The 25,687-nt window shown below is 64.8% G+C and carries 31 protein-coding genes; 18 read left to right on the top strand and 13 right to left on the bottom strand.

Translation table 11 applies throughout. The features are described 5' to 3' along the window. Positions 1-29: 29 nt before the first annotated feature. Positions 30-839, bottom strand: a complete 810-nt coding sequence (locus M0209_RS17385; protein ID WP_309547070.1) for a cold-shock protein — start codon at positions 837-839, stop codon at positions 30-32. A gap of 164 nt (positions 840-1,003) precedes the next feature. After that, complete coding sequence (locus tag M0209_RS14575; protein WP_258889003.1) at positions 1,004-1,354, bottom strand: hypothetical protein; 351 nt, start codon at positions 1,352-1,354, stop codon at positions 1,004-1,006. Between the two features lie 92 nt (positions 1,355-1,446). On the opposite strand from M0209_RS14575, the gene M0209_RS14570 reads away from it, so the two are divergent. From M0209_RS14570 to M0209_RS14515, 12 genes are all read left to right on the top strand, one after another. Continuing rightward, on the top strand, positions 1,447-2,064 hold the full coding sequence (locus M0209_RS14570) for a ribonuclease D (protein ID WP_258889002.1): 618 nt from the start codon (positions 1,447-1,449) through the stop codon (positions 2,062-2,064). Further along, positions 2,057-2,701, top strand: coding sequence for an LPS export ABC transporter periplasmic protein LptC (locus M0209_RS14565; RefSeq protein ID WP_258889001.1), 645 nt, complete (start codon positions 2,057-2,059; stop codon positions 2,699-2,701). Before M0209_RS14570 ends, M0209_RS14565 begins: the two co-directional genes overlap by 8 nt. 2 nt (positions 2,702-2,703) lie before the next feature. After that, positions 2,704-3,228 (top strand): LptA/OstA family protein, encoded by a 525-nt coding sequence (locus M0209_RS14560; protein ID WP_258889657.1) that lies wholly within the window; start codon positions 2,704-2,706, stop codon positions 3,226-3,228. A gap of 101 nt (positions 3,229-3,329) precedes the next feature. After that, positions 3,330-4,109: an LPS export ABC transporter ATP-binding protein gene (lptB, locus tag M0209_RS14555; protein ID WP_258889000.1), complete on the top strand. Its 780-nt coding sequence runs from the start codon at positions 3,330-3,332 to the stop codon at positions 4,107-4,109. 4 nt (positions 4,110-4,113) lie between these two features. Continuing rightward, on the top strand, positions 4,114-5,580 hold the full coding sequence (gene rpoN / locus M0209_RS14550) for an RNA polymerase factor sigma-54 (protein WP_258888999.1): 1,467 nt from the start codon (positions 4,114-4,116) through the stop codon (positions 5,578-5,580). Positions 5,581-5,876: 296 nt separating this feature from the next. Continuing rightward, positions 5,877-7,514 carry an alkaline phosphatase gene (locus tag M0209_RS14545; RefSeq protein ID WP_258888998.1) on the top strand — a complete coding sequence of 546 codons (1,638 nt, stop codon included), beginning with the start codon at positions 5,877-5,879 and terminating at the stop codon, positions 7,512-7,514. 96 nt (positions 7,515-7,610) lie between these two features. Beyond that, positions 7,611-8,795: an acetyl-CoA C-acyltransferase gene (locus M0209_RS14540; RefSeq protein WP_258889656.1), complete on the top strand. Its 1,185-nt coding sequence runs from the start codon at positions 7,611-7,613 to the stop codon at positions 8,793-8,795. Then, positions 8,747-9,364: a sigma-70 family RNA polymerase sigma factor gene (locus M0209_RS14535; protein ID WP_258888997.1), complete on the top strand. Its 618-nt coding sequence runs from the start codon at positions 8,747-8,749 to the stop codon at positions 9,362-9,364. Before M0209_RS14540 ends, M0209_RS14535 begins: the two co-directional genes overlap by 49 nt. Then, positions 9,361-10,059 carry an anti-sigma factor domain-containing protein gene (locus M0209_RS14530; protein ID WP_258888996.1) on the top strand — a complete coding sequence of 233 codons (699 nt, stop codon included), beginning with the start codon at positions 9,361-9,363 and terminating at the stop codon, positions 10,057-10,059. The genes M0209_RS14535 and M0209_RS14530 overlap by 4 nt, the downstream gene beginning before the upstream one ends. 90 nt (positions 10,060-10,149) lie before the next feature. Continuing rightward, complete coding sequence (locus M0209_RS14525) at positions 10,150-10,710, top strand: fasciclin domain-containing protein (RefSeq protein ID WP_258888995.1); 561 nt, start codon at positions 10,150-10,152, stop codon at positions 10,708-10,710. Positions 10,711-10,904: 194 nt separating this feature from the next. Next, a complete protein-coding gene (gene rpsU, locus M0209_RS14520; protein ID WP_258888994.1) occupies positions 10,905-11,111 on the top strand; it encodes a 30S ribosomal protein S21 in 207 nt (68 codons plus the stop codon). After that, positions 11,112-11,693, top strand: coding sequence for an FKBP-type peptidyl-prolyl cis-trans isomerase (locus M0209_RS14515; RefSeq protein ID WP_258888993.1), 582 nt, complete (start codon positions 11,112-11,114; stop codon positions 11,691-11,693). A 169-nt stretch (positions 11,694-11,862) separates the two neighbouring features. Here M0209_RS14515 and pyrC read toward each other — a convergent pair whose 3' ends face one another. Continuing rightward, positions 11,863-12,897, bottom strand: a complete 1,035-nt coding sequence (gene pyrC / locus M0209_RS14510; protein ID WP_258888992.1) for a dihydroorotase — start codon at positions 12,895-12,897, stop codon at positions 11,863-11,865. Between the two features lie 48 nt (positions 12,898-12,945). On the opposite strand from pyrC, the gene M0209_RS14505 reads away from it, so the two are divergent. Beyond that, positions 12,946-13,626 (top strand): folate-binding protein YgfZ, encoded by a 681-nt coding sequence (locus M0209_RS14505; RefSeq protein ID WP_258888991.1) that lies wholly within the window; start codon positions 12,946-12,948, stop codon positions 13,624-13,626. A 97-nt stretch (positions 13,627-13,723) separates the two neighbouring features. Here the strand turns inward: M0209_RS14505 and M0209_RS14500 are convergent, their stop codons facing one another. Continuing rightward, positions 13,724-14,092, bottom strand: coding sequence for a hypothetical protein (locus tag M0209_RS14500; protein ID WP_258888990.1), 369 nt, complete (start codon positions 14,090-14,092; stop codon positions 13,724-13,726). Continuing rightward, positions 14,056-14,319 carry a CBU_0592 family membrane protein gene (locus M0209_RS14495; protein ID WP_258888989.1) on the bottom strand — a complete coding sequence of 88 codons (264 nt, stop codon included), beginning with the start codon at positions 14,317-14,319 and terminating at the stop codon, positions 14,056-14,058. Before M0209_RS14495 ends, M0209_RS14500 begins: the two co-directional genes overlap by 37 nt. 61 nt (positions 14,320-14,380) lie before the next feature. On the opposite strand from M0209_RS14495, the gene M0209_RS14490 reads away from it, so the two are divergent. Next, positions 14,381-15,889, top strand: coding sequence for an amidase (locus tag M0209_RS14490; RefSeq protein WP_258888988.1), 1,509 nt, complete (start codon positions 14,381-14,383; stop codon positions 15,887-15,889). Here M0209_RS14490 and M0209_RS14485 read toward each other — a convergent pair. The 5 genes from M0209_RS14485 to M0209_RS14465 are packed head-to-tail and all read right to left on the bottom strand — an operon-like array spanning position 15,808 to position 18,609. Beyond that, positions 15,808-16,359 (bottom strand): DUF2721 domain-containing protein, encoded by a 552-nt coding sequence (locus M0209_RS14485; RefSeq protein WP_309547069.1) that lies wholly within the window; start codon positions 16,357-16,359, stop codon positions 15,808-15,810. The two genes, M0209_RS14490 and M0209_RS14485, sit on opposite strands and share 82 nt — an antisense overlap. Beyond that, entirely contained in the window at positions 16,356-16,790 is a 435-nt protein-coding gene (locus M0209_RS14480) for a thioesterase family protein (protein ID WP_258888987.1), read from the bottom strand. Before M0209_RS14480 ends, M0209_RS14485 begins: the two co-directional genes overlap by 4 nt. Beyond that, entirely contained in the window at positions 16,790-17,113 is a 324-nt protein-coding gene (locus tag M0209_RS14475; RefSeq protein ID WP_258888986.1) for a DUF5615 family PIN-like protein, read from the bottom strand. The genes M0209_RS14480 and M0209_RS14475 overlap by 1 nt, the downstream gene beginning before the upstream one ends. Positions 17,114-17,132: 19 nt before the next feature. Then, positions 17,133-17,366 (bottom strand): DUF433 domain-containing protein, encoded by a 234-nt coding sequence (locus tag M0209_RS14470; protein WP_258888985.1) that lies wholly within the window; start codon positions 17,364-17,366, stop codon positions 17,133-17,135. 37 nt (positions 17,367-17,403) lie between these two features. Further along, on the bottom strand, positions 17,404-18,609 hold the full coding sequence (locus tag M0209_RS14465) for an LL-diaminopimelate aminotransferase (RefSeq protein ID WP_258888984.1): 1,206 nt from the start codon (positions 18,607-18,609) through the stop codon (positions 17,404-17,406). Between the two features lie 84 nt (positions 18,610-18,693). Between M0209_RS14465 and M0209_RS14460 the strand changes: the two genes are divergently transcribed. From M0209_RS14460 to clpS, 3 genes are all read left to right on the top strand, one after another. Then, entirely contained in the window at positions 18,694-20,292 is a 1,599-nt protein-coding gene (locus tag M0209_RS14460; RefSeq protein WP_408988238.1) for a PHA/PHB synthase family protein, read from the top strand. Between the two features lie 136 nt (positions 20,293-20,428). Further along, the gene (locus tag M0209_RS14455) at positions 20,429-21,262 is read left to right on the top strand and encodes a phasin family protein (RefSeq protein ID WP_258888982.1); all 834 of its coding nucleotides are present in this window, start codon (positions 20,429-20,431) and stop codon (positions 21,260-21,262) included. Between the two features lie 119 nt (positions 21,263-21,381). Then, a complete protein-coding gene (clpS, locus tag M0209_RS14450) occupies positions 21,382-21,714 on the top strand; it encodes an ATP-dependent Clp protease adapter ClpS (protein ID WP_258888981.1) in 333 nt (110 codons plus the stop codon). Between the two features lie 196 nt (positions 21,715-21,910). Here the strand turns inward: clpS and katG are convergent, their stop codons facing one another. The 3 genes from katG to M0209_RS14435 form a co-directional block, all read right to left on the bottom strand. Beyond that, the gene (gene katG / locus M0209_RS14445) at positions 21,911-24,112 is read right to left on the bottom strand and encodes a catalase/peroxidase HPI (RefSeq protein WP_408988237.1); all 2,202 of its coding nucleotides are present in this window, start codon (positions 24,110-24,112) and stop codon (positions 21,911-21,913) included. Positions 24,113-24,182: 70 nt separating this feature from the next. Continuing rightward, a complete protein-coding gene (locus M0209_RS14440; RefSeq protein WP_258888979.1) occupies positions 24,183-24,629 on the bottom strand; it encodes a Fur family transcriptional regulator in 447 nt (148 codons plus the stop codon). 52 nt (positions 24,630-24,681) lie between these two features. Next, entirely contained in the window at positions 24,682-25,395 is a 714-nt protein-coding gene (locus tag M0209_RS14435; protein ID WP_258888978.1) for a Crp/Fnr family transcriptional regulator, read from the bottom strand. A 117-nt stretch (positions 25,396-25,512) separates the two neighbouring features. Between M0209_RS14435 and M0209_RS14430 the strand changes: the two genes are divergently transcribed. After that, positions 25,513-25,671, top strand: coding sequence for a hypothetical protein (locus M0209_RS14430; RefSeq protein WP_258888977.1), 159 nt, complete (start codon positions 25,513-25,515; stop codon positions 25,669-25,671). Positions 25,672-25,687 lie beyond the last annotated feature (16 nt).

Below are 25,687 nucleotides of genomic sequence, written 5' to 3'. Positions count from 1 at the left end.
CCCGGCCAGGCCGGGACGGCGTATTCAAATCATTCGCCCGGGTTTAGATTCACTGCGGCATGCTTGCCGCGGCGATCGACTTCGAGTTCGAACGACAATTTGTCGCCTTCGTTGAGCGTGCTCATCCCCGCGCGCTCGACCGCCGATATATGGACGAAGGCATCGGGCTGTCCGTCGTCGCGCTGGATGAAGCCGAAGCCTTTCATCGCGTTGAAGAACTTGACCGTGCCGGTCGCCTTTTCGCCGGTCAGTTCGCGCTGCGGACCACCGCCGCCGCCACCGCCGCCATAGCCGCCGCCCGCCGGACGCGGACCCGCATCGCGGTCGCGCGGCGGGCCACGGTCGGTGACCGGCATCGGTTCGCCGTCGATCTTGAGCTCGGTCGCCGAAATGCGCCCGCCCCGATCGACGAGCGTGAAGCCGAGCGGCTGACCCTCGGCCAGCCCGGCAAGGCCCGCCTGTTCGACAGCGGAGATGTGGACGAACACGTCCTCGGCCCCATCGTCACGCACGACAAAGCCGAAGCCCTTTTGCGCGTTGAAGAATTTGACGACTCCGGTGCCTTCGCCGACGACCTGGGCAGGCATCCCGCCGCGCGGTGCGCCGCCGCCGCCACTGAACCCGCCGCCACCGCCGCCGCTGCGGAACCCGCCACCGCCGCCGCCGCCGCCGCCGTAACCGCCGCCACTGTTATAGCCGCCACCGCCGCCACCGCCGAAACGATCACCGCCGCCTGCCCCGCCGCCGTAGCTGCTGCCACCGCCGCCGAAATTATCATCACCGAACTTATCGCGTCCGCGCCCGCCGCGATCGCCGCGGCGTCCCTTGTCGAAACTCATGCCTGAATCCGTATTCCTGTAACTCGCCCGCCATCGTTCAACGAAAAATCCATGCCCAGGACGACGGACACAGGCCTCTCGGGCGCGAATCGCTTTACGCCAGTTCCGTGGCGTAATGTAAAACGGGGCAATCTGCGAGCGGTTTTAGCCGCAATAACGGTCGCCTAGATCAGGAAGGTCGCCGGATCGGGCATCGCGATGCGTTTCTGGGCGTTGAGCAATGCGACGATCGACCTGACCACGACCCAGACGGTGACTGCAATCAGCAGCAAAATGCCGATCCCGATGATCGAGGTAATGACGCCGACGACCGACGCGGCGAGCGCAATCCAGAAGGTGCGGATGAGATAGGTGTAGTGCGTCGCTTCCCATGGCTCATGGGCCTCGTTCCGCCAGACATAGGCGAGCACCACGCCGACCAGCCCGGTAATGCCTGTGACCAGTCCGGCGAGATAGAGCAGCGCAATGATGGTCGGCCGGTTGAAGTCGAAACCGCCGGGCGGGTTGCTGGCCATGGTCTTTTCCCCCTGAAAGTCGAAGCACGGAGCTTGCAGCGAGGGACCGGGCAATGCAAATGCCATCCGCAACCCGTAACGGAGCGCCGCGCTTGACCGTCCATTGCCATGAAGAAGACCTGCCCGCCGGTGTGCTCGCACCGGGGCCCGTGGCGGTCGATACCGAGACAATGGGCCTGCACCCGGGCCGCGACCGGCTGTGCGTCGTCCAGATTTCGGACGGGCAGGGCGACGAGCATCTCGTGCGCTTCGGTGCGGGCAGCGATTTCGCCGCACCCAATCTGCGCGCTGTCCTGGCCGACCCGGCGCGGCTCAAGCTCTATCATTTCGGGCGCTTCGATCTGGCGTCGATCGAGGCCTATCTCGGCATCGTGGCCGCGCCCGCCTATTGCACCAAGATCGCCTCGCGGCTGGTGCGGACCTATACCGACCGGCACGGCCTGAAAGAGATCGTCCGCGAATTGCTGGGCATGGAATTGTCGAAGGCGCAGCAGTCGTCCGACTGGGGATCGCCGGTGCTGACCGACGCACAAAAGGAATATGCCGCGTCCGATGTGCGCTATCTCCACCGGCTGCGCGACGAACTCGACGTGCGACTGGCGCGCGAAGGGCGCGCCGAAATCGCGCAGGCCTGTTTCGATTTTCTCCCCCACCGCGCCCGGCTCGACCTGATCGGCTGGCCCGAAATCGACATTTTCGCCCATGTCTGAAGCCGCCAGCCTCGAACGCGACCAGCGAATGCGCTGGGCACGTCCCGGCAGCAGCCACGACCGCAATGTGCGCGTCGCCCGCGTGGCGCTGCCCGCCTTTGTCGGGGCACTTGCCGCGATCCTTGCGATTGCGCCATTGACCCAGCGGGCCGAAGTGAGCTTCGTCCTGTCGAAAGACCGCGTCGCGATGGCCAAGGAACGGCTGCGGGTGACACAGGCGCAATATCGCGGGCAGGACGACAAGGGGCAGGGCTTTACCCTGAATGCCGGATCGGCAGTGCAGGCGACGTCGAAAGTGCCCGTCGTCCAGCTCGGCAATCTGTCGGCCGAACTGGCGAGCGCGACCGGACCCTCGACCATCGTCGCCCCGCAGGCGCGCTACAATCTCGATTCGGAAAAGCTCGATGTAAACGGGCCGCTGACCTATTCCTCCGCAGACGGATATAAATTGTCGACCAGCAACGTCGGGGCGGACCTCAACACCCGCCAGCTGTCGAGCGCGTCGCCGGTCACGGGCCAGATGCCGCTCGGCAATTTCAGCGCCGGCAATATCCGCGCCGATCTGGGATCGCGGACAGTGACGCTGGGCGGTCGTGCGCGCTTGCATATTGTGCAAGGCGCGATCAGAGCGCGGTGATGATGTCGAAAGCCTTGCTCGCGCTTGCCCTGCTGGTCGCAACTCCTGCCTCGGCGCAGGGGATCAAGAACCATAATTCGAACGCGCCGGTCGATTTCGAGGCCGACCGCATCGAAGTGCAGGACCGCGCCGACCGCGCGGTGCTCGCCGGGAATGTGAAGGTGCGCCAGGGCGGTCTCGCGCTCGACGCCGCGCGGCTGACAGTCGCCTATACCGGCGCGATCACCTCGGGGAACCCGACCGTGCAGCGTCTCGATGCCTCGGGCGGCGTCGTCGTGCGGAGCGCGAGCGAAACCGCGAGCGGCGAATTCGCGAGCTACGACCTCAACCGCCGCCTGATTACGATGATCGGCGGGGTGACGCTCAACCAGGGATCGAACGTCCTGCGCGGCGGACGGCTGGTCATCGATCTGGCCAGCGGTCGCTCGATCGTCGACGGGCGGTCGTCGGGCGGCACCCCGGGCGTGACCGGTGGCACCGGCGGGCGGGTCACCGGTCGCTTCAGCGTTCCCCAGCGCAACAACTGACCGCTTCGGCGCAATCCGCCGTCCCCGTTATGCAATTATCCTGCCAATTGCGGCAATCGTAACCTTCCTTTAACCACGGGCTGCGACCTGACGGAGCTGTAATGTCCGACGCTGACACTCTTGAGCGGCCCACAGACGGCCTGAACCACGGTACCGGCGGCGCGGGGCTCGAAGTCGTGTCGATTGCCAAATCCTACGACCGCCGCGTCGTCCTGTCGGACGTGTCGCTGTCGGTCGGCCCCGGCGAGGTGCTGGGTCTGCTCGGCCCCAATGGCGCGGGCAAGACGACGTGTTTCTATTCGATCATGGGGCTGGTGAAGCCCGATTCGGGTCGCGTCACGCTCGACGGGACGGAGATCACCGGCCTGCCGATGTATCGCCGCGCGGTGATGGGCCTCGGCTATTTGCCGCAGGAAACCTCGATCTTTCGCGGCATGACGGTCGCGCAGAACATCATGTCGGTGCTTGAACTTGCCGAGCCCGACAAGGCGGTGCGTGCGGCGAGGCTCGACAAATTGCTCGGCGAATTCCACCTCGACGGTTTGCGCGATTCGATGGCGACGGCGCTTTCCGGGGGCGAGCGGCGGCGCTGCGAGATTGCCCGGGCGCTGGCGGCGGACCCCTCGATCATGCTGCTCGACGAACCGTTCGCGGGAATCGACCCGATCTCGATTGCCGACATCCGCGCATTGATCGTCGATCTGAAATCGCGCGGCATCGGGGTGCTGATCACCGATCACAATGTCCGCGAGACGCTCGATATCTGCGACCGCGCCTGCATCATCTATGACGGTCGCGTCCTGTTTGCGGGTACGCCACAAGCGCTGGTCGCCGACGAGAACGTGCGTCGCCTGTATCTGGGCGAGAGTTTCTCGCTCTAGCGCCATGGGCATGGGTCCGCGCCTCGAACTGCGGCAAAGCCAATCGCTGGTGATGACGCCGCAGTTGCAGCAGGCAATCCGTCTGCTCGCGCTGTCGAACCTCGAACTCGAAAGCGTCGTTGCCGAGGAAGTCGAGAAAAACCCGCTGCTCGAAGTCGGCGAGCAGGACGTGCGCGTGACCGCGGACCGCGAAACCGGCGACGAACCCGCGCCCGATCCCGCCACAGCCGACGAGCTGATGCTGGCGGGCAAAAGCGACACCGACGCGCCGCTCGACGCCGATTTCGCCGCCGACACCTTTCACCACGACAGCGCCGCCGACAGCGGCATTGGCGGCAGCGCTTCGGGCGAAGACGTGGATTTCGACAGTTTTGCAGGGGCAGAGGAAACGCTGTCGGACCATCTGATGGCCCAGCTCGGCATGACGCTCGATGGCGCAGCGTTGGCGATTGCGCGGGTCATCGTCGATGCGCTCGACGATGCGGGCTATCTCACCGAAACTCTCCGCGACCTGTCCGACCGTTTGGGCGTGCCGCTGGCACAGGTCGAAGCGGTGTTGGGCGCCGTACAGAACTGCGACCCCACCGGGGTCGGGGCGCGCTCCTTGTCCGAGTGCCTCGCGCTGCAGGCAAAGGAGGCCGACCGCTACGACCCGTGCATGGCCGTGCTCATCGACAATCTCGAACTGCTCGCGGCGGGCCGCATCGCGCAATTGCAGCGCATGTGCGGCGTCGACGACGAGGACATGGCCGACATGATCCGCGAGCTGCGCGGCTATGACCCGAAGCCCGGCTGCCGCTTCGGATCGTCGCGCATCGAATCGGTGACACCCGATGTCTATGTCTCGCAAGGCAAAAAGGGCTGGCAGGTCGAGATCAATTCGGGGTCGCTCCCGCGCGTGCTCGTCGACCGGCGCTATCACGCCGAGCTGGCGGCGGGCGCCAAGGACAAGGCCTCCAAGGCCTGGGTCGCCGACATGCACGCCAACGCGAGCTGGTTGGTCAAGGCGCTCGACCAGCGCCAGCGCACCATCGTCAGCGTGACCGCCGAAATCGTGAAGCAGCAGGAAGCGTTCTTCCTTCACGGCGTCGCGCATCTGCGCCCGCTGGTGCTGCGGACGGTGGCCGATGCCGTCGGCCTGCACGAGTCGACCGTCAGCCGCGTGACCAGCAACAAATATCTGAGCTGCGCGCGCGGCGTGTTCGAGCTGAAATATTTCTTCACCAGCGGCATTGCGAGCGCGGACGGCGGCGAAAATGCCTCGGCATTGGCGGTGAAGGCAGCTATCAAGACGCTGATTGCGCAAGAGGCCGCCGACGCGATCCTGTCGGACGACACTTTGGTCGATCTGCTCAAGGAACAGGGGTTCGACCTGGCGCGGCGGACGGTCGCGAAATACCGCGAAGCCATCGGTCTGGGGTCATCGGTGCAAAGGCGGCGCGCGCGGGCGATTGACGCGAAGGCGGCTTGAGCGCGCTACGAATTTGCAGTCGCGGTGAAGCAGCGGACCGGTTTCACGCAAAGGCGCAAAGGAGAAGGGAAGGCGCCAAGTAGAGCGCATATCTCTCGTCATTCCCGCGAAGGCGGGAACCCAACTCCTGAACGGGCAGCAGGAGTTGGGTTCCCGCCTTCGCGGGAATGACGAGGATGGGTCCAATCCCTTCGCGCCTTTTCCTTCTTCTTTGCGCCTTTGCGTGAAACTCTTCCCGGGTTAGCGTCATGTGCCGGACACATTCGACGCACAGCGGCGCAGCAGGGGAGATTGCCATGATCCGCATTGCCGACCAGCTTATCGACCGCCGCCAGTTGTTCGCTACCGCCGGCTTCGGCATTGCGGGCCTTATCCTGCCCGGCGGTGCGGCGATGGCGCAGGCGTTGCTGGGGCTGACCGGTTTCACCCACAATGTCGCAAGCGGCGAACCCGGACCCGATTCGGTGCTGCTGTGGACGCGCTACGTGCCCGCAGCCGGTGGCCCGGCCAAGGTGCGTGTCGAGATTTCGGAGAGCCGCGACTTCGCGCGTGTCGTCGGTGGCGGGCAGATGGTGACCGGGCCGTGGCGCGACCATACGGTCAAGATCACGGTCGATGGCCTCGCCCCCGGCAAATGGCACTGGTACCGCTTCATCGGCCCCGACGGGGCGATCTCGCCGGTCGGGCGCACAAAGACCTTGCCGGTCGGCAAGACGGCGAAGTTCGATATCGCGATCTTTTCGTGCGCCAACCTCGGCTATGGCGAATTCAACGCTTATGGCCATGCGGCCGCGCGCGACGACATCGACCTTGTCCTCCACATGGGCGATTATTTCTACGAATATGCGCGCGGTGGTTATGACAGCGGCACCAAATTCGCGCAGCGGATTTTTCCGGCAGGCGAAATCCTGAACCTCGCCGATTACCGGTTGCGCTACGCCAGCTATCGCAGCGATCCGCAATTGCAGGCGCTGCACGCCGCCTATCCGATGATCCCCAACACCGACGACCATGAAGGCGCCAACGATAGCTGGGAAGGCGGTGCGCAGAATCACCAGGCCGACGAGGGCGACTGGACCAACCGCAAGCTTGCCGCGATGCAGGTGTGGCGCGAATGGCTGCCGGTCGGCGAGCAGCCGTGGAAGACATACGAGATCGGCGACTTGGCGACCTACTACCGCACCGACACGCGCATGATTGCGCGGTCGAAGCCCTATGACGCTGGCAGTTTCATGCGTGCGGCCGATCCGGCAAAGGCCTTTGCGGAATTCCATGACGGGCCGTGGCGCGATCCGGCAATGACGATGCTCGGGACCGAGCAGGAAAGCTGGCTGTACCACCGGTTTGCACAGGAAAAGGCGTTGTGGTCGGTGCTCGGCGTTGGCACGAACATGGGGTATAACTATCTGCCCGAGACCGCGATGGCGACGATTTCGCCCGATTCGCCGCAGCGCAACCGCGACTATGTGAAAACCGGGGTGACGGCGGCGAAAGCCGGCCTGCCATACAATTTCGACAATTGGGGCGGCTATCCGGCGGCACGGTCGCGGCTATTGGGCGCGGCGCAGCGGCACGGACGCGACCTCGTGGTGGTGACAGGGGATAGCCATAATGGCTGGGCCTATGATCTGCCCGAAGGCGGCAAACCGGCGGGGGTCGAATTCGGCGGCCACAGCGTGACCTCTCCGGGTTTCGAACAGTCGACCAAGGGCATCGACCCGAAAACAGTTGCGGCGGCGCTGATGAACGCGTCGAATCCGGAGCTGCGCTGGGTCGATACATCGAATCGCGGCTATATGCGCCTGTCGCTGACCCCGCAGGCCGCGACCAATGAATGGGTGTTCATGGATACCGTCCTCGACCTGTCGCGCGGAACCAAAGAATCGAAGCGGATGCGGGTGCGCCCCGGGCGGCGGACGCTGGAAGCGGTGTAGCGATATCGGTGGGACGCGGCTTGTCGCAGGGGCGCGCTTGCGGCTAACCGGTGACGCCAAGCACAGGGCAGCGATCCGCCTGTGCAACCGGAGTTCATCGTGACCGATCCAATCGTCATCGTCAGCTACGCCCGTACCCCCATGGGCGGTTTTCAGGGCGCGCTCGGCAGCGTTGCCGCCACCAGCCTCGGCGCGACTGCGGTCAGAGCCGCGATCGAGCGCGCAGGCGTTGCGGGCGTCGATGTCGACCAGATCGTGATGGGGTGCGTCCTGCCCGCCGGTTTGGGGCAGGCCCCGGCACGGCAGGCGGCACTGGGGGCCGGGCTGCCGCTGTCGATCAACGCGACCACCGTCAACAAGATGTGCGGATCGGGCATGCAGGCCGCGATGATGGCGCACGACATGCTGGCGGCGGGGACGGCGGATGTGGTGGTCGCGGGCGGCATGGAGTCGATGTCGAACGCACCGTATCTGCTGACCAAGCACCGCGGCGGCGCGCGGATCGGGCATGATGCGGTCAAGGACTCGATGTATCTCGACGGCCTCGAGGATGCCTATGATCCCGGCAAGCTGATGGGCGCGTTCGCCGAGGATTCGGCGCGCGATTACCAATTCACCCGCGAGGCGCAGGACGGCTATGCGCTGCGTTCGCTCGACCGCGCCAACGCCGCCATCGGATCGGGCGCGTTCGCGGGCGAGATCGTCGCCGTCGAGGTGCAGGCACGCGGCGGCAGCACGATGGTCGATACCGACGAACAACCGGGCAAGGCGCGCCCCGACAAGATTCCGACGCTCAAGCCCGCCTTTGCCAAGGACGGCACCGTCACGGCGGCGAATTCCAGCTCGATCAGCGACGGCGCGGCGGCACTAGTCCTGACCCGCCAGAGCGTGGCTGAGGCCAAGGGCCTGCCGATTGTGGCGCGCGTTGTCGCCCATGCCGCCCACGCGCACGAGCCGTCGAAATTTACCACTGCCCCGGTGCCTGCCATCCGCAAGGTACTCGAGAAGGCAGGCTGGAGCGTCGACGATGTCGATCTGTTCGAAGTGAACGAGGCGTTCGCCGTGGTCGCTATGATCGCGGCCAAGGAACTGGGCATCCCCGACGACAAGCTCAATGTGAACGGCGGCGCGACCGCGCTCGGCCACCCCATCGGTGCTTCCGGTGCGCGGATCATGACCACCCTGCTCGGGGCACTCCGCAATCGTGGCTTGAAGCGCGGCGTCGCCTCGCTATGCATCGGGGGCGGCGAAGCGACCGCGATGGCCGTGGAGCTGGTCTGACCAAGGACATTGCCTCGATAACCAGGGACGGAGAGCGTGCAGCCCTGTCTGCGGCGCTGCGCCGTGTTGCCGAAGGCGACCGCGCCGCGCTTCAGGAGGTCTATCGCCGGACCTCGTCGAAACTCTTTGGCGTGTGCCTGCGTATCTTCCCCGAGAAATCCGATGCGGAGGACGCGTTGCAGGACGCATTCGTCAATGTCTGGCAAAAGGCGGGGAGCTTCGATCCCGCGCGCGCCAGCCCGATCACCTGGCTGGTGACGTTGACGCGCAACCGCGCGATCGACCGGTTGCGCGCGTCGGGCAAGCGGCTGACTGCGCCGATCGAGGCGGCGTATGACGTCGCCGACGACACGCCCGATGCCGAGGCCTGCCTGATCGCGGCGGACGACCGCGCGCGGATCGCGACCTGTATGGAGACACTGGCTTCGGGGGATGCCACCATGATCCGCACCGCCTTTTTCGAAGGGGCCACGTATAACGACATCGCCGACCGCGCCGCGATGCCGCTGGGTACTGTCAAGAGCCGCATCCGCCGCGCACTGATGAAGTTGAAGGATTGTCTGGCGTGAATCCGGACGACGATATCCTCGCCGCCGAATATGCGCTCGGGCTTCTCTCGCCGGAGGAAGCGGCGGCAGCGGAACTGCGGATGAAGACCGACGCGCCGCTCAGCCTGCGCGTGACGTGGTGGCGCGATCAGCTCAGTCCGCTTGCCGACGAGGCCGTCGCCGAGCCCGACGTTCATGTCTGGCGCGGCGTCGAAACGCGGCTGGGCGTCAATGACAATGCCCCCGATGCGGCGCGCCCGTGGAAATGGGCGACGGGCGGCATGGGTGCAGTCGCGGCGGCCTTGCTGGCCGTGATTGCGTTGCGCCCCGGACCTGCGCCGCTGCCTGCGTCCGTGCCAGCTTCGGTTTCGGAACCACCCGCGCCGATTGTCGCTAGTCTATCGGGTGAGCGCGGCATGGCAGTGACAATTGCCTATGAGTCTGGAACACGGCGTATGCTTGTCACGCCAGTTAAGCTGGATCCCGGCAAAGGGGATGCCGAGCTGTGGATCATTCCCGCCGGGGCAACCGTGCCGGTTTCGATGGGCGTTATCGACGCCGACCGCGCCACAACTTGGATAATGCCCGGCCCCAACAGCGCGGCTCTCGTCGGCGTCGGCGCGACGTTTGCGATCTCGCAAGAGGCCAAGGGCGGTTCGCCCACCGGCAGCGCGCAGGGCCCGATTGTCGCCAGCGGAAAGATTATTCGCGTTTGATTTTCATCGGATGCGTCCGGATGGGCGTCTCCTTCGTATCTGCCCCGTAGCCCTCCAGAGGCTGCCGCTAGATTTCGAGGAGTATCCCCCATGAAGACCCTGTTCCGCGCTGGCGTCGCCGCGCTCGCGCTCGCAACGCTGTCCGGCCCCGCGCTTGCCAAGCCGATGATGAAAAACCCGATGGTCGGTGGTGCCGCGATGTACCCGACGAAAAACATCGTGGAGAACGCCGTCAATTCGAAGGACCACACGACTCTGGTCGCCGCCGTCAAGGCTGCGGGCCTTGTCGAGACGCTGATGAGCGCAGGCCCGTTCACCGTTTTCGCGCCGACCAATGCCGCCTTTGCCAAGCTCCCGGCCGGGACAGTCGAAGCGCTGGTCAAGCCCGAGAACAAGGGCACGCTGACCGCGGTCCTGACCTATCATGTCGTTGCGGGCCGCATGACCGGCATGGATATCATGAAGGCGATCAAGGCAGGCGGCGGCAAGGCCGTGCTGACCACGGTCAACGGCGGCACCCTGACCGCCAGCATGATGGGCAAGACGCTGATGCTGACCGATGCCAAGGGCGGCATGAGCCATGTCACCATCGGCAATGTCATGCAGTCGAACGGTGTCATCCACGTCATCGATTCGGTGCTGCTGCCGTAAAGGCTTTGCGGGCTTAATCCTCCTGCCCGCATCGGTGGGGTCCGGCGTTCTCCACCCCCCCAATTCGGGAACGCCGGGCCCCGTTTTTGCGTCTAGGCTTGAGTTTCAGCCGTTCCGCTGCTACGCGCGCCGCTCTTCACCTGCCGTGACCGGCGGGCGATTCTCTATTCCAGTTACGGAGCCGTCGGTTTTTTATGCAGATCATGGTGCGCGACAACAATGTCGACCAGGCGCTTCGGGCGCTGAAAAAGAAGCTTCAGCGCGAAGGCGTTTATCGCGAGATGAAGCTGCGTCGGCACTATGAAAAGCCGTCGGAAAAGCGTGCGCGCGAGCGTGCCGCCGCTGTCCGCCGCGCCCGCAAGATGGACCGCAAGCGCCTCGAGCGCGACGGCGTTAAATAAATGTCCGAAGTGACCGCGGTCCCGATCGCGCCCACCAAGCGTAGCTGGCTGGTGTGGCTGGTCGGTGCGATCGCGGTCGCGGCATTGTTCGGCATCGTGCTGGCGTGGACCGGTACGGCCAAGACTGTTGCCGAAGCCGGAACCGCCGAGCAATTCCTCGCCTGGCACAAGGGGCGCCCCGGTGTCGTGACGACGGCGAGCGGCCTTCAGTACCAGGTTATCAAAAAGGGTGAGGGCGGCGCGACCCCGACCGACGCCGATGTGGCGCTGGTCAATTACAAGGGCAGCTTGCGCGACGGGAAGGTCTTCGACCAGGCCCAGCGCGCGCCGTTCCCGGTAACCGGCGTCGTCGCCGGTTTTTCCGAAGCGCTCAAATTGATGCCGCGCGGTTCGACCTATCGCATCTGGATCCCGCCGACGCTCGGCTATGGCGCACAGGCGCAGGGCGATGCGATCCCGGCCAATTCGCTGCTGGTGTTCGATGTCGACATGATCGATTTCAAGAACCAGGCCGAATTGCAGGCGCAGATGCAGGCGATGCAGGCACAGGGACAATTGCCCGGAGTCGGCGCCCCGCGCTGAACGAGGCACGGCTCAGCGCTGCAGACCTCAACCCAATTCGATAGACAAGCGATTAGGTTCACCCGAAGCCCCAAAGACACCGCGCTTGGGGAGTCTTCGGGGCTTCGGGTGAACCGTTTTTCCGATTTGTCAGCGCGGCCAATGCCTGCGGCGCTGGTTTCCGTACCGGTCAAACGATACGCCAGCCCAGCGTCTGCCCCGCATGGAACGGCACGATTTCCGTCCCGACCAGCGGCAGCCGTTCGGGGACGGTCACGGCGCGGCGTTCGAGCGTCACTGTCCCCTCGTTGACCGGCAGCCCGTAAAACGCCGGACCATGGAGCGACGCGAAGCCCTCGAACCGGTCGAGCGCGCCTTCCTCATCGAACACGGTCGCGTAACTCTCCAGCGCGAAGGGCGCATTGAAGATACCCGCGCAGCCGCAGGCCGATTCCTTCACGCCGACCGCATGCGGCGCGCTGTCCGTGCCAAGGAAGAACTTGGACGATCCCGATACCGCCGCCGCGCGCAGCGCCAGCCGGTGAACCTCGCGCTTGGCGACGGGCAGGCAATAGGCGTGCGGACGGAGGCCGCCGTCGAACATCGCGTTGCGGTTGATGTGCAGATGCTGCGGCGTGATCGTGGCGGAGAGCGTCAAATCGCCCGCCACCACGAAATCGGCGGCTTCCTTTGTCGTGATATGCTCGAACACGGTCTTGAGTGCGGGAAAATCGCGGCGCAGCGGCGCGAAGATGCGGTCGATAAACACCGCCTCGCGGTCGAACACATCGACGTCGTGCCCGGTGACTTCGCCGTGGATCAGCAGCGGCATCCCCGCCTTCTGCATCGCTTCCAGCACGCCCCGGATGTTGGCGATATCGGTAACCCCATGCGCCGAATTGGTCGTCGCATGGGCGGGGTAGAGTTTGCACGCCGCGAAGACGCCGGTTTCGAACCCGCGCACGATCTCCCCGGCATCCGAACTGTCGGTCAGGTAACAGGTCATCAGCGGTTCGAAATCGGTGTCGGTCGGCAATGCCGCCATGATCCGCGCCCGAAACGCCTCGGCAGCGGCAACCGTCGTCACCGGCGGCGACAGGTTCGGCATGACGATGGCGCGCGCGAACTGTGCGGCGGTATAGGGCGCGACCGACGCCAGTATCTCGCCATCGCGCAGATGGACGTGCCAGTCGTCGGGGCGGCGGATGGTGATGCGGTCGGTCAACGACAACTCCGGCTTGGGTATTGGTCGGCGAGTCCCTAGCTTGGCCGAATGACATCGACCACCCTGCCCCCGACTTTGCCAACGACTTTGGCCGACCGCGCCCTGATCCGTTTGTCGGGCGAGGGCGTCCGTGATTTCCTGCAAGGCCTCGTCACAAATGACGTGTCGGGCAAATTGCCGGTCTGGGCGGGATTGCTGACACCGCAGGGCAAGGCGCTGTTCGATTTTATCGTTTGGGCCGACGGCGACGATGTGCTGGTCGATTGCGAAGCGACGCAAGCCGAGGCACTGGCGCGACGGCTGAAGATGTACCGGCTACGGCTGCCGGTCACGATAGAGATCGATCCGGCGCTCGCAGTGCATTGGGCACAGGATGGCACAAGCGGCGTCCCCGACCCGCGCGATGCGCGCCTGGGTCGCCGCTGGATCGGGCCGCCCGACTCTCCTGTGACCGGCTGGCACGCGCATCGTCTGTCGCACGGGATCGTCGAAGGGCTGGCGGAACTCGGCAGCGATGCGACCCTGTGGCTGGAGGCGAATGCCCGCGAGCAGAACGGCGTGAGCTTCACCAAGGGCTGTTATGTGGGCCAGGAAAACACAGCGCGGATGCATCACCGCAGCAAGGTCAACCGACGTCTGGCGGTGGTGAAGGCGGACGCGGAGCCCGAGGGCGCGCGGGCGTATTATCCCGAACTGGGCCTCGCCGTGGTGCGCGAACGGGTCGGCTGAGTAACTTCTTCGCCGAGCGCCAGCGAGGTGCTCCTTCGAGCGAAGCGAGAAGCAACACAATCTGACCGCCGTTCTCGCTAACGCTCGGCGAGGGGCATCACTTCTGCAACCGGGCTTCGATCTCGGCGATAAGGGCATCGACGGTTGACAGCAGGTCCAGCCGTTCCGCCGACACCAATGTTTCAACCTGCCCACTGCGCTCGACGAGCACCACGGGTAACGCGAGGTCGCGATAGGGCGAATCGTCCTTGTGATAGAACATGCTCGGCACCGGCAGCGCCTTCAGCCACGCCCGCCAGCGCGGGTCCATCGTGAAAGCACCATAGGTGATCGCGCACAGGCTGCACGGATAGGTCGACGGCGACAGCGTCTTGTGCACCGAATCCATGATAGCCTGCGCGATGCCGCCATCGGCGTTGTAAATGAAGATCAGCCGGTCGGGCGGGTCGATTTGCGTATCTGCCATAATGTCAGGAATCCGATCCCCATCCAGACGATATTGAGGACAGCGGAAGGCAGCGCGCCGTTCCAGCCGCTGTTGACGACGAACCCGGCGGCACCCGCGACGTTCATCCACTGATAGGCGCGCGACCTGCCGTCCAGCTTGCCGGTCGAGAGCAGGATATAGGCGGCAAGGATGAGCAGCGCTCCGGCCCAGCCGACGGCTTCGATCAAGGGGGTAAATACTGTCATGTCGCGCCCCCTAGACCCTGTCACTGGAACCGGCCAGACTTGGGCGCAAAGGGGACTGAAAATGCAGCGAGTTTTGCTGGCCGCTATGGCGCTGACGCTTTCGGGGACGGCGCTGGCAGGCCCGCCCACAGCCGAGCGCGAGGCCGCCGCCTATGTCGCGCACATCGCCACGATCGACAGGGCAGGACCACGCCTCATTAGCGTCATCGCGGTCAACCCCGACTGGCGGGCGCAGGCACGGGCACTGGACCGGGAGGCCACGCGCGGGCCGCTCCATGGCAAGGCAATTCTGATCAAGGACAATATCGAAACGAAGGACCGCATGGCGACCACGGCGGGGTCGATGGCGCTTGCTGCCAATTTCGCCAACCGCGACGCGCCGCTGGTCGCGCGACTGCGGCGCGGCGGGGCGCTGATCCTCGGCAAGACCAACCTGTCCGAATGGGCCAACATCCGATCTAGCCGGTCGATGAGCGGGTGGAGCGCGATCGGCGGCATCGTCCGCAATCCTTACGCGCTCGACCGGACGGCATGTGGCTCGTCGAGCGGCAGCGGAGCGGCGATTGCGGCGGGCCTGGCATGGGGCGCGGTCGGCACCGAGACCGACGGGTCGATCGTTTGTCCGGCGTCGATCAACGGCATTGTCGGGCTGAAGCCGACCGTCGGCCTCGTGTCGCGCACGCATGTCGTGCCGATCAGCCATTCGCAGGATACGCCGGGACCGATGACACGGAGCGTGCGCGACGCCGCGCTGATGCTGACGGCGATGGCGGGCAGCGACGCCGCCGATACGGCGACCGCACAGGCCGACACGCGCAAGGCCGACTATGCCGCCGCGCTGACCGGCAGTGTTGCGGGCGTGCGGATCGGCGTCCTGCGCGGTCAGGTCGGCGACAATCCGGCGGTGAAGGCGGTGTTCGAAGCCGCGCTGGCGAAGCTCGCGGGTGCGGGCGCGGTGCTGGTCGATATCGCCAGGGTCGATGTGCCACCGGGGCTGGGGAAGGCCGAAGGGCTGGTCCTTTACACCGAGCTTAAGGTCGATCTCGACGCCTACCTCGCGACGACGCCGACGACGGTGAAAACGCGGACGCTCGCCGAGTTGATTGCTTTCAACCGCGACCATGCCGCGAAAGAGATGCCGTTCTTCGGACAGGAAACCTTCATCAAGGCACAGGCGACCAAGGGATTGAGCGATCCCGACTATCTCGCCGCGCTGAAACTGTCGCGCGACGGCGCGCGGGGCGTGCTCGACCGGCTGATGGCCGATAACAAGGTCGCGCTGCTCGTCGCACCGACGCAGGGCCCCGCCTGGATGATCGACCCCGTGCAGGGCGATCAAGCCGAAGGACCGAGTGCCTCCTCGCTCCCCGCCATGTCGGGCTATCCGCATCTGACCGTGCCGATGGGACAGGTGATGGGCCTGCCGGTCGGGCTGTCGTTCATGGGTCCGGCGTGGAGCGAGGGCGCGCTGCTCAACGCGGGCGATGCCTATGAGCGGGTGCGCGGACCTTTCCCCAAACCGACTTTCGCGCGGACAGTATCGGCGACGCTCGATCCGCCGCGCCGCTGATCGGCGGCGATCTCCCCTTCCAGCTCGAGCAATTCCTCGCGGACGTGCAGCACCGCGACGGCGATCCGCGTCTCGCGCAGGAACAACACCATCGCGCTCGCCAGCAGCGCGATGGCGACGACAAACAATACCGCAATCGCATCGCCCAGATTGAAATCGATCAGCTCGCCGACGAACAAGGTGATGACCAGCAGGCAGACCGCGAGACCGCTGGCCGTCCCGAGATAGATCGCCCGGCTGGCGAGGTTCATACGCTTTTCGATGACGCGCAGTTCTTCGACGAGGCGGACCCGTTCCGCGCCGCGCGCCGCGCCGTGCAGCGCCTCGATATCCCGCGACCGGTCGACGACGCGGGCGAGCCGTCCGGCAATCACATTCAGGAACGCCCCGATCCCCGCGAGCAGGAAAACCGGCGCAATCGCGAGCTGGATCGTACGCGCCATATCGGACCCGTTAAGCAGGTCGTTCATGCGCCGGCCCTCGCATCGAAGGCCGCCAGCGCGGTGCGGACGCTGTCGGGCAGAGGGCGCGGGCGGTGGTCGGACAGGTCGATATGGACGGCAACGAGTTCGATGCTGGCGCGCAGATCGTCGCCCGTTCCCGCGCCATGGATTTCGACGAGGGTCGTCATGCTGGTCGTGCCTAAGCGCGGGGTGCGCGCCATCACATCAATTTCCTCATCGGCGAGGATCGGCTTGCGGAAATTCACCTCGGCCTTGGCGACATGGCATTCGACCGGCGCGTCGTTCCACAAGCCGGCCGCACGGATCGCCCGCCAATATTCGGTGACCGCGACATCGGCATAGTCGAGGTAGCGCGCGTTGAAGACGACCGCCTGCGGATCGACTTCGCCCCAACGGACGCGGAACCGGCAATGGTGGGCGAAATCGGCGCGTGCCATCAGCGAAGCTCCACGAGATTTCTCGCTTCAAGCTCGCTCACGACCCGCGTCCAATTCAATTCGAACAAGGCGAGCAGTTTGGCATTTGCGAGGTTGCCGCATCGGACCCAGACGACGCGTTCGACCGAGGCACCATATAATACGACAAAATCGTCGTCCTTTGTGACCAATACGGCTTCCGTTGCCCGCACCATTTCGCAGATGAAGTCGTCCGGCTTCGACCTCAATCCGTGGTCGAACACATGCGATGCCGTGCAATCGGCTTGCTCACCAATCCAGCGGGCAAGTGCCGGCGGAAGTTGTTCGTCGACGATGAAGTTCAAACGCTCAGTCCGGCCAATCTCATTCGGCTGCAATTGCGAACGGGTGGCTGCTCAATTCCGCGCCATAAGCCAAACAGGCCTTGATATCTTCGTGCGCGACATAGGGAAAATCAGCCACGATCTCGTCGGCGCTATCCCCGGCGGCCAACGCGCCAAGGATATCGACGACGCGCATACGGGTGTCCTTGATGCACGGCTTTCCCCCGCATACGGCAGGGTCTGCGCTCAATCGAGGATAGCCGGGGATTTCCATAGGCATTTAATACGCCAAGTCGGAATCAACCGCAAACCTACGCCGTCCGCGCGCCGGTATTCACGCCCATGCTCGCCAGATATTTCCGTACATTGCGCGCCGCCTGGCGGATGCGTTGTTCGTTTTCCACGAGCGCAATGCGGACGAAGCCCTCGCCGTCCTCGCCGTAACCGACACCGGGCGCGACCGCGACTCCGGCATGCGTCAGCAACTGCTTCGAGAATTCCAGACTGCCGAGATGCGCGACCGCAGGCGGCAGCGGCGCCCAGGCGAACATGCTCGCGCGCGGCGGCGGGATGTCCCAGCCCGAGCGCGCGAAGCTTTCGACCAGCACGTCGCGGCGTTTGTGATACAGCTCGCGGTTCGTCTCGACGATGTCCTGCGGGCCGTTGAGCGCGGCGCAGGCGGCGGCCTGAATCGGCGTGAACGCGCCGTAATCAAGATAGGATTTCACACGCGTCATCGCCGCGATCAGCTTCCTGTTGCCGACCGCGAAGCCGATGCGCCAACCCGCCATCGAATAGGTTTTCGACAGGCTGGTAAACTCGACCGCAACGTCCTTTGCACCCTTCACTTGCAGGATCGAGGTGGTGGGGCAGCCGTCGTAATAGAGCTCGGAATAGGCGAGGTCGGACAGCACCCACACCTTGTTCTCGCGTGCCCAGGCGACGAGGCGCTCGTAGAAATCGATGCCGACCGTCTCCGCCGTGGGGTTCGACGGATAGTTGACCACGAGCACCGACGGGCGCGGCACCGTGAATTTCATCGCGCGGTCGAGCGCCTCCCAATAGCGTTCGTCAGGGGTGGTCGGCACGCTGCGGATGGTGGCCCCGGCAATGATGAAGCCGAAAGTGTGGATCGGATAGCTGGGGTTCGGCGCGAGCACGACATCGCCGGGCGCGGTGATCGCGGTGGCGAGACTGGCGAGCCCTTCCTTCGACCCCATCGTCACCACGACTTCGCTCTCGGGATCGAGATCGACCCCGAATCGCCGCGCGTAGTAATTCGCCTGCGCCTTGCGGAGCCCCGGAATGCCGCGCGATGCCGAATAGCCGTGCGCGTCGGGTTTCTGCGCGACCTCGACCAGTTTGGCGATAACATGCGGCGCAGGCGGCAGGTCGGGATTGCCCATGCCCAAGTCGATAATGTCCTCGCCGCCCGCACGTGCCGCTGCCCGCATCGCGTTGACTTCGGCGATGACATAGGGCGGCAGGCGCTTCATGCGGTAGAATTCGTCGGACATTATTCTCCCTTTCGACGATGCTCCTTACGCCATTCACGCGCGAACGTGAATCCCGTATGGAACGCCAAGGACGAGGAGTCGCCGATGGCCGATAATCCGGCACCGATTGCCGAAACAACCGGGGCATCTGCCCCCGATCTGAAGTCCGGCGTCCGCGCCATCCTCGACGGCTGGGGCGCAATCCTCAAGCCAGTTGCCGAGGCAAACCGTGACAAGGTCGATCCGCGTGACAAGAGATTCTCCGCGCCCGAATGGGACCATCCCGTCTTCGACCTGATGCGGCAGGGCTATGCGATCATGGCCGAAACGATGATGGCGACGATCGACAATGTCCCCGGCGATCCCGACCAGAAAGCGCGGATGACGTTTGCGATGCGGACGCTGGTCGAGGCGATGTCGCCGGCCAATTCGCCCTTCACCAATCCGGTCGCGCTCGACCGGGCGCTGGAGACCAACGGCGCGAGTCTGGCCGCCGGGTTCCAGCATCTGATGACCGACATGCAGCGCGGCCAGTTGACGCACACGTCGCCGACCGCCTTCGAAGTCGGCGTCAATATCGCGACGACACCGGGCAAGGTCGTCCACGAAACGCCGATCTACCAGCTGATCCAATATGCGCCGACGACGCCGACGGTGGCGAAAACGCCGCTGGTGATCTTTCCGCCGTGGATCAACCGCTTCTACATTCTCGACCTCGCGCCCGAGAAAAGCTTCATCCGCTGGGCGGTCGCCGAAGGACTGACGGTGTTCATGGTCAGCTGGAAATCGGCCGATGCGTCGATGGCCGAGGTGACCTGGGACGACTATATTGCCGCACAGATCGACGCCATCGACACGATCCGCGACCTGCTCGACGTGAAGTCGGTCCACACCATCGGCTATTGCGTGGCGGGGACGACGCTGGCCGCGACGCTGGCGGTGCTGGCGGCCAAGGGGAAAGCGAAGAAGGTCAAGTCCGCGACCTTCTTTACCGCTCAGGTCGATTTCAGCGAGGCGGGCGAACTCCTCAATTTCGTCGATGACGCCAATATCGCCATGATCGAGCAGCTGTCGTCGGGCGGATTTCTCGACGGTCGCTATCTGGCGCTGACCTTCAACCTGCTGCGCGGCAAGGATTTGATCTGGGACACGGTCATCAAGAACTACCTGCTGGGCAAGGACTATCCGTCGTTCGATCTGCTCCACTGGAACGGCGATACGACCAACCTGCCCGCGAAATGGCACAAGGCCTATCTGACCGACCTGTATCGCGACAACCGGCTGGTCGTTCCCGGGGCGATATCGGCGCTGGGCGAAGGCATCGACCTGACGAAGATCGAGACGCCGGCCTATATCCAGTCCGGCCGCGAGGACCATATCGCGCCGCTGGCAAGCGTGTGGAAGCTGACCGAACACCTGCGCGGGCCGTTGCGCTTCGTGCTGGCCGGGTCGGGGCACATCGCCGGCGTCGTCAATCCGCCATCGGCGCAGAAGTACCAGCACTGGATCGACGGGCCGATGACGGGACTCGACGATTTCGTGGCCGGTGCGACCGAGGTCAAAGGAAGCTGGTGGCCCGACTGGATCGCCTGGATCCGCGATTTCGGCGCAAGCGAAGTGGCTGCGGAAGGCGCACGGATACCGGGCGAAGGCAAACTCGCCGCCATCGAGGATGCGCCGGGACGCTACGTCAAGGCGCGCTAAATTCATCAAGTTCGCCCATATCGATGAGCGGGGGCGGGCGCGCGGCGTAACGTTTATGTTGCAGTGCAACAAAACCCTTGCAATCCTGATTCGTTGCGGTATATTGTGCACTGCAACATAAGTTCAGGAGGCCGTTTTGGCCAAAGTTCCGACGTCGAAAAAGCCGGTGACCAAGGCCTTGAAGCCCGTTGTTACCGCAGCTGCGAAGCCGGTGGCTGCTGCCCCCGCCGTCGCGAAAAATGCCCCGGTTCCGGCCAAGCCCGTTGCGGCGAAGCCGGTGGTTGCCGCTGTCGTGGCACCCAAGCCGGTCGAAGCCGCACCGGTCGTCGTCCGCAAGGTCGAGCCGGCGAAAATTGCCGAGACCGCGAAGGTCGAGGCCGTCAAAGCCGAAACCCCCGCAGTCGAATTGCCCAAGGTCGAAGCCGTCAAGGTCGAGACCGTCGTTACCGAACCCAAAATCGAAACCCCTGCCGCTGCGCCAGTCGAGGCTGCGGCTCCCGTGAAAGGACCTACCATGACCGATACCGTAAAGAGCGTTGCCGAAGACATGCAGAACCGCGCCACCGCCATGTTCGGCGATGTGAACGCCCGTGCCAAGGACGCCATGTCGAAGGGCACCAAGGCAATCGAAGAGCTCGTCGAATTCTCGAAGGGCAATGTCGAGGCGCTGGTCGCTTCGGGCCGCGTCGCCGCCAAGGGCGCCGAGGACATCGCGAAGTATTCGGCCGAGTACGGCCGTACGTCGGTCGAGAAGGCCAATGCGACCGCGAAGCAGTTCGCCGCCGTCAAGTCGCCGACCGAATTCTTCCAGCTGCAGGGCGATGTCGCCAAGCAGACGCTGGACGCGCTGGTTGCCGAAGGTTCGAAGTTCACCGAGAACTATCTGAAGCTGCTCGGCGAGATCGCCCAGCCGATCTCGAACCGCGTTGCGGTCGCTGCCGAGAAGGTGAAGACGACCGTCGCTGCCTAACTTCGTAGCGTAAGCGTAGGAAAGGCCGTGCCGGGCGACCGGCGCGGCCTTTTCTTTGCCCGCCACCCTTGTCGCACGGCCCCGCTTTGCCATATTCTGCGGAACAGATGATTCCGCAGATGGCCTCAGACGACAGATCGAATGACGACGGACGCGGCACCGGTGTCGGCGTTGCGACGCGGACGCGTACCCGCACCAAGCAGCCGCAGCCCTATAAAGTGCTGATGCTCAACGACGATTACACGCCGATGGAATTCGTCGTGCTGTGCCTGCAGCGCTTTTTCCGCATGAGCCTGGAGGACGCGACCCGCGTGATGCTCCACGTCCACCAGAAGGGCGTCGGGGTATGCGGCATTTTCAGTTACGAAGTCGCCGAAACCAAGGTGACGCAGGTCATGGACTTTGCGCGGAGCCAGCAGCACCCGCTGCAATGTACGCTGGAGAAGGCGTAGCGCGTGATGCCGTCGGGTTCGGCCTTTCTTCGAGCGTAAGCGAGAAGCCCGACCGAGCGCCAGCGAGGTTTCCTGCCGCAAGCAAGCATTCTCGCTGACGCTCGAAGGAGCACCTCGCTGGCGCTCGGCGAAGAGCGACTTCATATCCTCGTTGTCCGCTTGGCGCGACGGCCGGGGCCGCCGCGCCTCACATGGATTAACGGTGCAGGTCGAACCGGTCGGCTTCCATCACCTTCACCCAGGCCGCGACAAAGCCCTGGACGAAGCGTTCGGCCCCGTCGTCGCTGGCATAGACTTCGGCCAGCGCGCGCAGTTCGGAATTCGACCCGAAGACGAGGTCGGCACGCGTCCCCGTCCATTTCGGCTGCCCATCGACCAGCGCCTCGAACGTCTCGGACTGGCGGTCGAGCGGACGCCAAGTCGTGCCGAGCGCCAGCAGGTTGACGAAGAAATCGTTCGTCAACGTGCCGACCCGGTCGGTCAACAGCCCGTGCGTCGTCCCCTTGTGCGTCACGCCCAGCACGCGCAGACCGCCGACCAGCATCGTCATTTCGGGCGCGCTGAGGTCGAGCAAATTGGCGCGGTCGACCAGCAGATATTCGGCAGGCAACCGGCTGTCGGGGCTCTTGTAGTTGCGGAAGGCATCGGCGCACTGTTCCATATGCGCGAACGAGTCGACATCGGTCTGGCCCTGCGTGGCATCGACCCGGCCCGGCGTGAACGGCACGGTGATCGTACGCCCCGCCGCCTTTGCCGCCAGCTCGATGCCGACTCCGCCCGCAAGCACGATGATGTCTGCGACCGACACTGTCTTGCCACCGCTGTTGAACCCCGCGGCAATCGCTTCGAGCTTGTCGAGCACCGGGCCGAGTGTCGCGGGGTCGTTGCCCGGCCAGTTGCGCTGCGGCTCGAGCCTGATCCGCGCCCCATTCGCCCCGCCGCGCTTGTCGCTGTGGCGGTAGGTCGAGGCCGAGGCCCAGGCGGTCGAGACAAGCTGGGTGACCGACAGCCCGCTGTCGGCGATCTGCTGCTTGAGCGCCGAAATGTCGTTCGCGTCGAGCGGCGCGCCGTTCGGCGCGGGCAGGGGATCCTGCCACAACAGGGTTTCGGCGGGGACCTCCTTGCCGACATAGCGGCTCTTCGGCCCCATGTCGCGGTGCGTCAGCTTGTACCAGGCGCGGGCAAAGGCGTCCGCGAATCCGTCGGCGTCGTTCAGGAAGCGGCGCGAGATCGTCTCATAGGCAGGATCGACCCGCAGGGCGAGATCGGTGGTCAGCATCTGCGGCTGATGCGTCTTCGACGGATCGTGCGCGTCGGGAACCGTCCCCGCGCCGCCGCCATTTTTCGGCTGCCACTGGTGCGCACCTGCCGGGCTCCTGGTCAGTTCCCACTCATGGCCGAACAGCGTCTCGAAATAGCTGTTGTCCCATTTGGTAGGCGTCGGTGTCCAGGTGACTTCGAGGCCGCTGGTGATCGTGTCGCCGCCATGCCCGGTGCCATAGCTGTTCTTCCAGCCCAGCCCCAGTTCCTCGAGCGAGGCCCCTTCGGGTTCGGCGGAGACATATTTGCCGGGATCGGCAGCCCCGTGCGTCTTGCCGAAGGTATGGCCACCCGCGACCAGCGCCACCGTCTCCTCGTCGTCCATCGCCATGCGGGCAAAGGTTTCGCGGATGTCGCGCGCCGACGCGGCAGGATCGGGATTGGCATTCGGTCCTTCGGGATTGACGTAGATCAGCCCCATCTGCACCGCCGCCAGCGGGTTTTCGAGCTCGCGGTCGCCGGCATAGCGTTCGTCGCCCAGCCATTCGGCCTCCGGACCCCAATAAACGTCCTCATCGGGCTCCCACACATCGGCACGACCGCCCGAAAAGCCGAAGGTTTTCAGCCCCATCGATTCGAGCGCGACATTGCCGGTCAGCACGAACAGGTCGGCCCAGGAGATCGACTGGCCGTATTTGGCCTTGATCGGCCAGAGGAGCCGCCGCGCCTTGTCGAGGTTGGCGTTGTCCGGCCAGCTGTTGAGCGGGGCGAAACGCTGTTGCCCACCGCCCGCGCCGCCGCGCCCGTCGGCGACCCGGTAGGTGCCCGCCGCGTGCCACGCCATGCGGATCATGAACGGACCGTAGTGGCCGAAATCGGCCGGCCACCACGGCTGCGACGTCGTCAGCATCGTGGCGATATCGGCCTTCAGCGCGTCGAGATCGAGCGCGGCAAAGGCAGCGGCATAATCGAAATCGTCGCCCAACGGGTTGGCGACGGCAGGGTATTTGGCGAGGATGCGGAGGTTGAGCCGTTTCGGCCACCACACCTGATTCTGGCCGCCCTGGGTCGGATGTGCGACCCGGTCGTGCGCGATCGGACATTTGAGGCCGGCGGCGACCGCGCCGTCGGTGTTCATTTCGGCAACAACGGCATCGTCATGATTTACTTCGGCCATGTCAGCTCTCCTCTGGCAGGTTGCACATCACTTACGAATTCGGGTCGGCCGCCGCCGCACAGGGCGCGCAGAGTCCGCGATAGATCACTTCGGCCTCGTCGATGACGAAACCGCGCGCGTCCGACGCCTCAAGGCAGGGTGCCGAGCCGACCGCGCAATCGACATCGGCGACCAGCCCGCAGGCACGGCACACGATGTGATGATGGTTGTCGCGCGTCCGCGTCTCGTAGAGCGCGGCCCCGCCGTCGACGACGTCGATCCGCCGCAACAGCCCGGCGCGGGTCAGGTCGGCAAGGCAGTCATAGACAGCCTGATGCGACACACCCGGCAGGACGACCGAGACCGCCTCCAGCACCGCAGCGGCGCTCGCATGGGGCTTGAGATCGACGGTCGCCAGAACGGCAACCCTTTGCCGGGTGACGCGCAGCCCCGCGTTGCGAATCAGATATTCGGTTTCAGGGCGCGGCGACTCAGGCACGGATCGAACATATCCGTTATTTTGAATCATTCAAATAAAGAATTCAGCTCCGTCAGCGCGGCGACGGGTAAAGATAACGCGCATCGAATTCGGCGATCCGGTGCAACGCGGCGAGATCGTGGACAACGACTTCGCCGCCTGCAAAACTGACGATCCCGCCTTCGCGCAAACCGCGCAGCACGCGATTGGCATGGACATTGGTCATGCCGCAGGCCGAGGCGAGATCGGCCTGTTGCATCGGCAGCGCAAAGCGCAGGCCGTCGCTCAGGCCGACCATCTGCAGGCGTAGCCCGATTTCGGCGAAGAAGTGGGCGATGCGGCCGTTCGCCCCCAGCCGCCCCAGCCGGAAAATCCATTCGCGGTGCATCGCGGCGTCGAGCAAAGTGCTGAACCACAGCAGCCGCCCGAGATGGGGATAGTCGATCACCAGCCGCTCGATGGTCGTGTGCGGATAGCTCGCCACCGTGCACGCGGTCAGCGTCGCGACATCATGATCGAGCTCGTGCATCGGATAGCCGTGCAGATCGACGAAATCGCCGGGCACATGCAGTGCGACCAGCTGGCGGCTGCCGTCGAGGCCGTCCATATAGCGGCAGACGAACCCGTCGACGAGCAGCATGCTGCGCTCGACGCGGTCGCCGTGGCGAACGAGATCGTGGCGCGCTGGAAAGGTAAGCACCGACCCGATCGAGCTTTCGAGGACGTCGATTTCGGCCGCGCTCAGCTCTTCGCGGTGGCGGCCCATCAGGAATCGACCGGTTAGCATGTCCGTTCCCTACCCGATGCGGACTCGTTTCGCACTTGATCTATGTTGTTTGTCCGAAACGATTTTTCGGCCACAGCCCCGCCTCCCATTGTTCGGGAAGAGTGAAGGAAAGCGTAGATGACGGCAATCGACAAGGACTATTATGTCCGGCGGGCGCAGGAGGAACGTGCGCGTGAAAAGGCGGCAACGACACCCTCATCCCAAAAGGCGCACGCCGAACTGGCCCGGGAATATGAGAAGATGCTGCGCGACCTGAAGGACGAACCGGCGCGCTGACCTGCGCTCGCTTGCG

Origin of the sequence: Sphingomonas sp. SUN039 (assembly GCF_024758725.1) — a bacterium.
In the GTDB taxonomy this organism is placed as follows: domain Bacteria; phylum Pseudomonadota; class Alphaproteobacteria; order Sphingomonadales; family Sphingomonadaceae; genus Sphingomonas_O.
Note: the sequence above shows the minus strand (reverse complement) of the source record. Positions and strands in the feature narration are given on the sequence as shown.

Excerpts from the sequence above, each read along its gene's own strand:
- M0209_RS17385 (WP_309547070.1), bottom strand. The coding sequence starts at position 839 with ATGAGTTTCGACAAGGGACGCCGCGGCGATCGCGGCGGGCGCGGACGC.
- M0209_RS14575 (WP_258889003.1), bottom strand. The coding sequence starts at position 1,354 with ATGGCCAGCAACCCGCCCGGCGGTTTCGACTTCAACCGGCCGACCATC.
- M0209_RS14565 (WP_258889001.1), top strand. The coding sequence starts at position 2,057 with ATGTCTGAAGCCGCCAGCCTCGAACGCGACCAGCGAATGCGCTGGGCA.
- M0209_RS14560 (WP_258889657.1), top strand. The coding sequence starts at position 2,704 with ATGTCGAAAGCCTTGCTCGCGCTTGCCCTGCTGGTCGCAACTCCTGCC.
- lptB (WP_258889000.1), top strand. The coding sequence starts at position 3,330 with ATGTCCGACGCTGACACTCTTGAGCGGCCCACAGACGGCCTGAACCAC.
- rpoN (WP_258888999.1), top strand. The coding sequence starts at position 4,114 with ATGGGCATGGGTCCGCGCCTCGAACTGCGGCAAAGCCAATCGCTGGTG.
- M0209_RS14545 (WP_258888998.1), top strand. The coding sequence starts at position 5,877 with ATGATCCGCATTGCCGACCAGCTTATCGACCGCCGCCAGTTGTTCGCT.
- M0209_RS14535 (WP_258888997.1), top strand. The coding sequence starts at position 8,747 with ATGCATCGGGGGCGGCGAAGCGACCGCGATGGCCGTGGAGCTGGTCTG.
- M0209_RS14525 (WP_258888995.1), top strand. The coding sequence starts at position 10,150 with ATGAAGACCCTGTTCCGCGCTGGCGTCGCCGCGCTCGCGCTCGCAACG.
- rpsU (WP_258888994.1), top strand. The coding sequence starts at position 10,905 with ATGCAGATCATGGTGCGCGACAACAATGTCGACCAGGCGCTTCGGGCG.
- M0209_RS14515 (WP_258888993.1), top strand. The coding sequence starts at position 11,112 with ATGTCCGAAGTGACCGCGGTCCCGATCGCGCCCACCAAGCGTAGCTGG.
- M0209_RS14505 (WP_258888991.1), top strand. The coding sequence starts at position 12,946 with ATGACATCGACCACCCTGCCCCCGACTTTGCCAACGACTTTGGCCGAC.
- M0209_RS14500 (WP_258888990.1), bottom strand. The coding sequence starts at position 14,092 with ATGGCAGATACGCAAATCGACCCGCCCGACCGGCTGATCTTCATTTAC.
- M0209_RS14495 (WP_258888989.1), bottom strand. The coding sequence starts at position 14,319 with ATGACAGTATTTACCCCCTTGATCGAAGCCGTCGGCTGGGCCGGAGCG.
- M0209_RS14490 (WP_258888988.1), top strand. The coding sequence starts at position 14,381 with ATGCAGCGAGTTTTGCTGGCCGCTATGGCGCTGACGCTTTCGGGGACG.
- M0209_RS14485 (WP_309547069.1), bottom strand. The coding sequence starts at position 16,359 with ATGAACGACCTGCTTAACGGGTCCGATATGGCGCGTACGATCCAGCTC.
- M0209_RS14480 (WP_258888987.1), bottom strand. The coding sequence starts at position 16,790 with ATGGCACGCGCCGATTTCGCCCACCATTGCCGGTTCCGCGTCCGTTGG.
- M0209_RS14470 (WP_258888985.1), bottom strand. The coding sequence starts at position 17,366 with ATGGAAATCCCCGGCTATCCTCGATTGAGCGCAGACCCTGCCGTATGC.
- M0209_RS14465 (WP_258888984.1), bottom strand. The coding sequence starts at position 18,609 with ATGTCCGACGAATTCTACCGCATGAAGCGCCTGCCGCCCTATGTCATC.
- M0209_RS14460 (WP_408988238.1), top strand. The coding sequence starts at position 18,694 with ATGGCCGATAATCCGGCACCGATTGCCGAAACAACCGGGGCATCTGCC.
- clpS (WP_258888981.1), top strand. The coding sequence starts at position 21,382 with ATGGCCTCAGACGACAGATCGAATGACGACGGACGCGGCACCGGTGTC.
- katG (WP_408988237.1), bottom strand. The coding sequence starts at position 24,112 with ATGAACACCGACGGCGCGGTCGCCGCCGGCCTCAAATGTCCGATCGCG.
- M0209_RS14435 (WP_258888978.1), bottom strand. The coding sequence starts at position 25,395 with ATGCTAACCGGTCGATTCCTGATGGGCCGCCACCGCGAAGAGCTGAGC.
- M0209_RS14430 (WP_258888977.1), top strand. The coding sequence starts at position 25,513 with ATGACGGCAATCGACAAGGACTATTATGTCCGGCGGGCGCAGGAGGAA.